Source organism: Paenibacillus agaridevorans, assembly GCF_003112455.1.
Lineage (GTDB): Bacteria > Bacillota > Bacilli > Paenibacillales > Paenibacillaceae > Pristimantibacillus > Pristimantibacillus agaridevorans.
The window spans coordinates 116,758-126,103 of sequence record NZ_BDQX01000381.1 but is presented as its reverse complement, the minus strand read 5'-3'; the positions used below and the strand labels follow the sequence as shown (position 1 = coordinate 126,103).

Annotated in this window: 5 protein-coding genes and 1 pseudogene; 2 read left to right on the top strand and 4 right to left on the bottom strand. The window is 57.4% G+C overall.

What is annotated here, in order from left to right:
* A pseudogene (locus PAT3040_RS37570) lies at positions 1 to 621 on the top strand (hypothetical protein); the annotation flags it as partial.
* Positions 618 to 1,250, top strand: a complete 633-nt coding sequence (locus PAT3040_RS29310) for a DUF2306 domain-containing protein (protein WP_108995470.1) — start codon at positions 618 to 620, stop codon at positions 1,248 to 1,250. The pseudogene PAT3040_RS37570 and the gene PAT3040_RS29310, both read left to right, overlap by 4 nt.
* A gap of 101 nt (positions 1,251 to 1,351) precedes the next feature.
* Here PAT3040_RS29310 and PAT3040_RS29305 read toward each other — a convergent pair whose 3' ends face one another.
* The 4 genes from PAT3040_RS29305 to PAT3040_RS29290 are packed head-to-tail and all read right to left on the bottom strand — an operon-like array spanning position 1,352 to position 9,328.
* Positions 1,352 to 4,993 carry a hypothetical protein gene (locus PAT3040_RS29305; protein ID WP_108995469.1) on the bottom strand — a complete coding sequence of 1,214 codons (3,642 nt, stop codon included), beginning with the start codon at positions 4,991 to 4,993 and terminating at the stop codon, positions 1,352 to 1,354.
* Positions 4,994 to 5,005: 12 nt separating this feature from the next.
* A complete protein-coding gene (locus PAT3040_RS29300) occupies positions 5,006 to 7,561 on the bottom strand; it encodes a GH116 family glycosyl-hydrolase (protein WP_108995468.1) in 2,556 nt (851 codons plus the stop codon).
* An 18-nt stretch (positions 7,562 to 7,579) separates the two neighbouring features.
* The gene (locus PAT3040_RS29295; RefSeq protein WP_108995467.1) at positions 7,580 to 8,431 is read right to left on the bottom strand and encodes a carbohydrate ABC transporter permease; all 852 of its coding nucleotides are present in this window, start codon (positions 8,429 to 8,431) and stop codon (positions 7,580 to 7,582) included.
* Positions 8,432 to 9,328, bottom strand: a complete 897-nt coding sequence (locus tag PAT3040_RS29290) for a carbohydrate ABC transporter permease (protein WP_108995466.1) — start codon at positions 9,326 to 9,328, stop codon at positions 8,432 to 8,434.
* Positions 9,329 to 9,346 lie beyond the last annotated feature (18 nt).

Sequence of the window (9,346 nt, the reverse complement as noted above, 5' to 3'; positions counted from 1 at the left end):
GGGCTGGAGCCTGACGCCGCCAAGCCGCCAAGCTCCGTTCGCCCCGCCGAACCCGCACCGCTCGCCGTGCTCAATTCGGATGGACACGCACCGCTCGCTGCGCTCAACTCGGACGGACACGCACCGCTCGCTGTACTCAACTCGGATGGACACGCACCGCTCGCTGCGCCCAACTCGGACGGACCCGCGCCGCTCGCTGCGCTCAACTCGGACGGACACGCACCGCTCGCCGTGCTCAACTCGGACGGATCCACTGATATTCCGACGATCTGGACTTCCTCCTCCAACCTGGCCGGCAACTGGGAGACAATCATCGCCACGCCCGTCGGGAAGATGCCGGTCCTGCTTTCGATTGTCATTCGGGACGGCGATCTCCAGGGGACAGCCACGCAAGGCGACGAGACCGTGGAGCTAATCGATCCTGACTGGCAAAATGATAGGCTGAGCTGGTCTCTTCGCGTGACGAAGCCGATGCGCTTGAATTTGAAATTCGAGGTTGCGGTAAATGGAGACGTGATGACCGGAATCGCCAAAGCAGGCATTCTGCCGGCATCCAAAGTGACGGGAAAAAGGGTAACGCCTGGTGAAATCGAGGAGAAATCTGAGGAAAACCGTCAATGAGAAAAGGGATATTTTCTTACAAAATGTTGGCTGCCATCGCCATCCTGTTCATTTTATACGCGCTGATTCGGAATTACATCATCGATCCCGGAGCGGAAAGCTTCCTGAGCCATAAGACCGGCTTGAAACGCGAACTGAATCTGCCGATGTGGCTGAATGTCATGTATATCCACGTCGCGTTTGCGTGCCTGGCCATGGCGACCGGGCTGCTGAACTTCTCGTCCCGGCTGCTCGAGAACAACCGAAAAATTCACCGTGTCAATGGCTATACGTATATCGTATCCGTACTTTTCGTCGTCCTTACGTCCGGGTACATGGCGCCTTATGCCACCGGGGGCAAGATCAGCAGCATGGGATTTAACTTCATGAATTTGATATGGCTGTTCATCACGATTACGGCCCTTGTCCAAATCAGAAAAAAGAGAATCATTCGCCATCGGAACTGGATGGTCCGCAGCTATGCCTTCTGCTTCGCGAACATGGCGATCCATCTGGTCTCGGCGTTGTTCCATCAGGGCTTCGGCTTCGACTACGCGGACAGCTACGCCATCGGCGTATACGGCGCGCTTGCGCTGCTGCTGATCATCCCGGAGGCGCTGATCCGAACGACTCTGAAGTCCGGCACATAAGCGAAGCGCTCTTCTATGGCAAAGGGCGGCCCCTGATGATGGGACCGCCCTTGTCATACCATTATTTTATGAGTCCCCGCAAGCGTCAACCTCTTTGGTTCTTAAGGCTCAGCGATCAATTTGACGACCTTCACTTCATCCGGATCAAGCGTTAAAGTGAATTGCCCGCCAACAAGGGAAAGCGGCATGCCTGCCGTCAATTCCTCGGCAGCAATCATCGTGCCCAGACCCATGGCCTGGCCGTCGAACGATATAGTCGACGTAACGGCCGAAGTTCCTTGGTTCATGAACGTGAGATACACTTCGTCTCCTTCGCCGTATCGTTCCATCGCGACCGACGGGGAGTCGGCGCTTGCCAAAGTGAGCGGCTCCCAGCCAGCCTCTGCTACAGCCTTCACCATCGGCACGTAACGAATGAACAACGCCCGGTCGCGATCATAGAAGCTCGCATTCTTCCAATAATTCGTCGCATTGTCCGCCGTGGCGCTGAACGCGCTCGGGAAGATGCCGTAAAATAGCAGCTTCTCCATGTAGCGCTCCATGTACGCGTTGCCGAATTTGCTGAAATTCGTGTTCTGGAGCATCAAGTAGGGCTTCGCTCCCGACAGCGTTCTGTATTTGCTGAGCGTCTCGTCCGTGTCGGGGTTAAACGTGTCTCCCGCCCCGAGCCAATTGCGCTCGTTGCCCATCGCGTCCAGCCAAGGCATATACATCGAGTAGGCGTGAGGCGTTCCGTTTGCCATCAACAGCCGGCCGTCTCCATGAAGTTCGTCCGCCAGGCGGACCGTCGCTTCCCAACTGGAGAACGCCCGGTGTATGGCAGGCCGCTTTGTTACCTTGGAGAAGACCAGCGGCGCAATCGCGTATTCGAAGTGAGCCCGATTATAGTTGAGCGTATAAGGCCAACCGTCAAGGGTGTCCAAATATTCGCCGTCCGGCTTCGGCCCGGTCGTGTTGTATCTGGCGTCCATCTTATCCTCGCTGAAATACATCTCGTAGCCGTTGGAATCGCCCGGCAAGTCCGGATTAGCGTTGATCATCCAGAGCGCGCCTACGTTCCAGGGAGTATCCAGCCATTGCAGGTAAGGATCTCCGGCCGGATTGCGCATGGCCGCGGCTTGCGCCATCTGCGCTTTCTCCTCCCCGAGCAAGGCTGCCGCGTCCCTCGCGCTCTCCGCGGTCGCAACCGTCTTGGGCGATTGCGGGTCGATGCTCTGCCACCAGGAGGACAGCTCCTGATAGTGGAATACCAAAATGTCGTTGGCGTTGGCATAAGCCGTATCCACGGGATCGTCGTCGCCTTCCTTAAAGCGGAATCCGAAGTCCTCGTTGTCCGGTATGTCGGAGATAGAGGCAAACGGCATCCAGATGCCTTGCTCCGGTATCCGGACCTCGTAAAACTCCGGGAACAGCTCCATGTATTTGTCGAACGCGCCGCGGAAGCCCTGTTCCCCGTCAAACCCGTAAATCACGAATCCGAAGTCCGCTGCGGAAGGGAAATTCGCGGTATCTGGCGCAAGGCCAAGCTCGAACGTAATCGTCAGTTGCTTCGTGCTGCCGTTGTAATCGAGCCGGTAATGCGTCGGCTTGTTGTAGTCCGTGCCCAACGACAAACCTGCTCCCGTGGCCGGATCATAGATTGCGGATATGGGATAAATGGACAACGGCCCCGTCTCGAAGTCGGGAATTTGGCTGTTGCTGTATACGTTGCCGGCCTGTCCCGTCTGGATGGTCCTTTCGCCGCGGACGTAATCGCCCCACTTCCACCCCTCCGCGTTCACCGGCAGGGCAAAGGTCAATGTCACGGCCCGGTCGTCGCCGCTGAGATCCGACAATCTGCCGGATACTTTAATCCCTTCGGGCAGCACCTCGAAATCGGCTTCGATCTCGAGGTCAAGCTGATCCGCGAGACCATTAAACGAACCCGGGTTGTTGCCCGCCAATCGCTCGAACGCATAGACGTCGGAATCCGATTCGTGATCGCGGACCAGGAATCCCGACGCGACACCGGCCGAAGCCAGCTCGCCGCTATTCCATTTCAACGAAGAGACGCCCCGTTCGCCCAATGACAACTCCAGTCCGTCCATGGTCTGAAGCGTCGTATAAGCCGTGCCTGCCTGAAACGGCAGAGGAGTGACCAGCGCATCTTCGAAAACGGCCGCTTCCGTCGTTATTTCCTTTACGGAGAAGTCGTCGAACCAGACATCCCCCCGGTGCCCGTCCCGGAAAATGCCATAAACCGATATCGTCTGGACCGGCTTCTGCGGCTGGAAGTACAGCTGACCTCTTGTCCAATCCTGCGTGCCAGTCGCAAATGGTGCCGTTAGAGCGAATTGGCTGGTTCCGTCCGTATAGAACACGTCCATGTACAAGGCATAACCTCGATCAATGTCTCCGGTGACATTGGCGGCTTTGCTCCAGCCGCTGAAGACGATCAGCTTGGGCGTGCTTTGGTTGACATGAAGCGTCTGATAAATGCCGGATGCGTCCGTGCCCGAAGCGTTGCTTAGCTTGACGCCCCGGCTTCCGCCCCGCCCGCCGGCGGCTTCGATCGTATAGCCATTGCCGAACGAACCCCAGCCTTCGATCGCGGTTCCGGCCACGTTCTGAAGCGTGCCGTTAGCCAGCAGCTCCGTGCCCGTCGTCGCGGGATCCCGTTTTCCCATGACCGCTCCTCCGGCGACGTGGTCCGGCAATTCCTCCAGCGAAAAATTATCGAACCAGACAGTGCCGCTCCGACCGTTAAACAACGCATAGACGGTAACCGATTTGACCGGCTTGGCCGGAGCGATGTATAACTGCTGCGGCTCCCAATCATGCGTGCCGCCTTCGAACGCCGCGTATAATCCCCACTCTTGGGTGTCATCGGCATAGGTTACGTCCGCATAGATCGAATAGGAGGATCCCGGCGAGCCGCTTGCGGAATCCGCTTTGCTCCACCCCCTGACGAGCAAAGGCTTGACGGTAGTCCGGTTAAGAGCAGCCGTCCGATAAATGCCGTATTCCGAGCTCGTCCCGGAACTGCTGACTTTAACCGCCGAGCTGCCCCCCCTGCCTTCGCCGGCGGCAATCGCGTAACCGCTCTGCCACGAACCCCAGCCGGAGATCTCGCCCCCGATAGTCGATTCGAACGCGCCGCCAGGCAGCAGATCGGCCGGCAGTTCCTCGACGGACAAGTCGTCGAACCAGACCTTGCCGGTCTTGTTGCGGAACAAAGCGTATACGGCGACGGCTTTGACCGGCTTCTCCGGATCGATATAGAAAGCTGCCTGCTCCCAATCGTGAGTCCCCGTCTGGAAAGCTTTCGCCTCGCCGTACAGATGCGTATCGTCGGCGTACGTCAGGTCCACCCATAAGGAATAGTCGGTGGATACGTTGCCGCTTGCGGTTTGGGCTTTGCTCCATCCGCTCACCTTAAGCGGCTTCGTCTCCGTCCGATTAAGCTCGATATATTGATAAGCGCCGCATTCGCCGGCCGTTGCCAGCTCGCATGTCAACGAGCGGGTTCCGGAACGGGCGACGGAGCTATCGACCGAATAACCGGCATACCAGCCCAACCAACCGGAAGCTCCTCCTCCGCTCAAGGACTCGGCGCCGCCGTTTGTCAATAATTGCGTCGAATCATGAGGATAATCCGGTTCCGAATAATAGGCCTCGGTCGATGAATAAGGAAATGCCATTAATCCAAACACGAGAAGCGCGCAAAGCAACGTCGATACCAAACCTCGCATACGATCGTTCACGTTTTTTCCTCCTCAATAGTTCATGATCAAACTTTCCTTGGCCCGCACAACGACATCCTCGGCCAATATCGCCCTGCCGCCATCAACGCGGCACTCCATCCCTCCTTCATTGAATCGTACCGTCGCTTCGGCGACTGCCTCCAGTCGCTTGCTTCGAATCGACTTCAAACGCAGCTCGCCGCCCAACACTTGCAGCGCAAGCCTTCCCGGCACCATCTCTACAGAGCCCCAAGCGTTTCCGGCAGCCCAAAAGGAGCGGAAGAGCTCTCTCTCCTTCGTTGCGGGCGAGAAAGCGATTTCCCCATCGCTCATGTCGAACTGAAATCCGCTCATGGCCAGAAGCAGCGCATAAGAAGACATCGCGCGGGCGTAATGGCTGCCGCATTCGAATTCGTTCCATGGATTGCGCCGCACGCCGTCGTAACGTTCCCTCACCGCGCGGACGACAGACAGCCCTTCATCGACCAAACCTTCGTAGATCATGTGGCTTGCCGCCTGGTATTCGAAGCCCGTCATGCACTCATCCGCGTAAGGAACCGGCACGAGCGGCTGCCCGCCTCTCGGCCACGTGCACACCAGTACGCCCCGCTCGTCGTTGAGCGCGTATACCCGGTTCGAGTTGGCATGCTCCCGCATGGACACGAAATTATAGCGATAAATACTGGCCAGCGCGCTTCGCACCTGCGAGCGGTCGAATATGTCTCCCAGTCCGGCCACTCGCGCGTGCCACTGACCGATAACTTGGTCGATATGGCAGCCTTGCCCGATTTGATATTTGATCTCTCCAAGCTCCGGGTCGACCGGATAGGCGGAATCCGACAGATCCAGCAGCTGATGGTAATATTCGCCGTTGAACGCGTTGGCGTCGATCCAGCTTTTTCCCTGCCGGTACATGGTTTCGTACTGATCGGCATCCCCGTCGCCGAGCGCCCGCGCCATGCAGGCCGCGGCCAGCAGCGCCGCCTGGTAATAACCGTTAAGATACGAATTTGGACCGTATAGCTCGACATCCAGCGTATGATGCTGGGCGCCTTCCAGGATACCGTCCCGATTGCGATCCCAGCCGTGCTCGTTATCCGAAGCCCAGGCGAACGCGAGCGCCTTCTTGACGGCAGGCCACAGCTTCCTCAGCCAACTCGTATCGCCGGACAGCCTCCATTCGCGATACGTCCGTACGATAGCCCCCATCTGACCGTCGACCGCCGCGTGGTAATCGGACTTCTCCCGTCCAAGGGGCAGCATCGTCCGGAAAGCCATCTTCCCATTGGGATACTGGTTATGGGCATAATCGAGCGACCGCATGGAACGAGCCAGCGCGGGGAACAGGAAGGCCGTAGCCTGCTCGTAATTCCATACATGCGTGCACGAGCCTTCGCATGAGCCTTCGTCCGTATGGCAGCCTTCGAAACCGTACAAGGAACCGTCCGTTAGCCGCATGACCGTCGGAGACTTAAGCGTCGACAGATTGGCGGATACCGCCTCGATCACCGCTTCCGGCAAGGTCGATTGAAACAGCGCCTCCTTGAACGACATCGTTTCCCGGAGCAGGCGGCCGTAGTTGGCGTGCGCGTAGGCAGCCGCGGACCTCGACCCTTCGAACTCGGTAGCGTAATAATTTTTCCATTTGCCTTCCAGCGTGCTGCCCTCGGGCAATGGATTCCAGTCGTTGACCGCCCATGGAAAGTGCCAAGCCAGAACGAATCGAAATTCCGCACGCTCGCCGGGCCTAAGCGTTCGGTGACCGACCACGCTGCAGGTATCGAAATTTTGTTCCACGACCCGGTAGACGTCAAGATCCCGAGGTTCCGCATATTCGCGTTCGGGCAAGCGGCCCGGCCGCAAAAATTCCTTCCAGAACACCGTGATGTTGTCGAACCATTCGCCGCGGTACCAGTAAGTCTGCAAGCTCGCGTCGGGAGCGTCTGTCGACAGCGTGATTTCCCCGTATTCCGGATCCGTCTGGGGTATGGCCGCCGTGGACAGCGTGACGCCCTTCATGGCATCGTCCCGGAACGAGACGTTGACCGATCCTTTCGCAAACGGGTTGGAGACGCAGCCCGCCAGCGAAACGTCCAGTTCATCCTTCGACCGGTTCTCCACCTCGTAGACGAATATCGCGACGGGGAGCGACGAGTCCCGTTCGTTCATCGGGATAAACGGATTAAACGCGGTCAGCTTGGCGGCAAGCGGAGAACCTTCTTCCTTGAAACCAAGCTCGGCGATCGGGAACTCGCCCCGAAACGTTGAGTCGCGAAAGTGGGGAAAGCCGGCCATCTGTCCGCGTCGCGGACCGAACCCGTAGCCCTCGAATCGCCCCCTGCCTTCTCCCGAATACGGCGGTTGCTTGTCTCCCTGGACGACCTTGGCCAGCACGGTGCGCCCATCCCGCTCCGCCTTGACCGCGAAAAACGAAAAACCGTTAAGGCTGAATTTGGCCGGACGGTTGCGAATTTGCCAGTCGATCAGTCCGCCGTTGCCCGACAAACCGATGCTTCCCGTGCCGATTCCGCCGAGTGGAAATGAAATCTCCCCCGTATTCGCGCCCGTATATACAAAACCTTGCTTCAACTTTCCCCGCCTCCTTGGTCAGCCTTTGAGCGATCCGGCGGTCATGCCGGCGATAATATACTTTTGCAGGATCAAATAGAACAGGAGCAGCGGCGCGATGGATAGGAACAACATCGGAAACAAACTGGTCCAATCGACCGAAAATTGTCCGATATTTCTGAAAACTTCAAGAAGCAACACGCCTTTATCCCTCGACTGAAGGAACAGGAGCGGTGTAATAAAGTCGTTCCAAGTCGCCAGCACGTTTAGAATCGTCACCGTCGCGACGACCGGCGTCAGTAGCGGCAACGTGATGGATGCGAAGGTTCGAAACACCGAGCACCCGTCTATTTTGGCGGCCTCCTCGAGCTCGAGCGGCACCGTCGATTCGATGAAACCCTTCAGCAGAAAAATAGAGAAAGGCAGGCCATAGGCGATCTCGATCAGAATGACGCCAGTGAGGGTGTTCATGAGCCCCATCTCGGATATGAGCTTGAACAGCGAGAGTATGCCCATCTGGTAAGGCACCATCATCCCCGCGAGAAAGATGCCGAAAATAACGCGGGAGTAAACGCGGCGCCTGCGCGCGAGCGTATAGGCCGCCATGGAAGCGAACAAGACGATGCCGGTCACGGCGCCTGCGCTAATGATCAGATTGTTCGACAGCGCTCTGCCGAATTGCATCGTTTGAAGCGCGTTCGCATAGTTGGTCCATAACCAGCTTTGCGGCAGTCCGAGCGGATGAAGCAAAGCTTGCTCGGGCGTCTTAAACGTCGTGACGAACAAATAATAGACGGGAATAATAAAGACGGCGGCCGCGATCCACATCGCCGCTTCTCCAAGCCGGAGGCCGAATCGCCGTTTCAAGCTGCTTTCGCGTAATCGTTCCATCTAGCGCTCCCCCCAAAGTCTGACCAGCCTGAGCTGCAAATACGTAATGAGGCCGACAATGCCGACAAACAATATGCCGAAGGCGGAACCGAAAGCGTAGAAGCCTTCTCCGAGCCCTTTCTTGACCATTAACGAAACAATGGTTTCGGTGGCATGGCCGGGTCCGCCGGACGTCAGCGAATAAATAATATCGAATACCTTGAGTCCGCTGATCATGACCGTGACCGTACAGAACGTGATCGCGGGAGCCAGCAGCGGCAGCGTGATGCTTCGGAACGACTGCAGCGGACCGGCCCCATCGAGCTGCGCGGCCTCGTAATATTCGGGATTGATGCTTTGCAGATTAGCCAGATAGATGACCATGTTGTAGCCCGCCCACTGCCACACTTGGGTAAAGATTACCGCGTAAAGGGCAAGATCGGCATCTCCGAGAAAGTTGATTTTGCCGATGCCGATTGCCGCAAGTCCTTGATTAATGAGCCCGAAATCCGACGTGGAATACAGGTAGCTCCATAGGAATCCGATGATCAGCGGACTAAATACAGCGGGAAGGAAAAAGACCGAACGCAGCAGCGCCCGCGTCTTGAATCCCCTGTTAAGCGCCACGGCCAGCGGGATGGCGAGCGCGTTGATCAATAGCGTCGAAATGAGCGCGTAGACGAGCGTGTTTCGAATGCCGGTCATGTAGATCTCTTCGCGGAATATCGCCTTGTAATTTTTCCAGCCGACAAATTCCACATCGCGAGGGTTAATGTCGGACCAATTCGTAAAGCTGTAGACGAAGGTGCTAAGCGCGGGATAAATGAAGAACAGACCGTAGATGGCGAGCGCCGGCAACAGGAGCAGCGCGTAAGTCGGCTCCAGGCGGCCGTTCATTTTCCATTTTGTCAAACCCATCCGGTTCGCCTCCTTTCC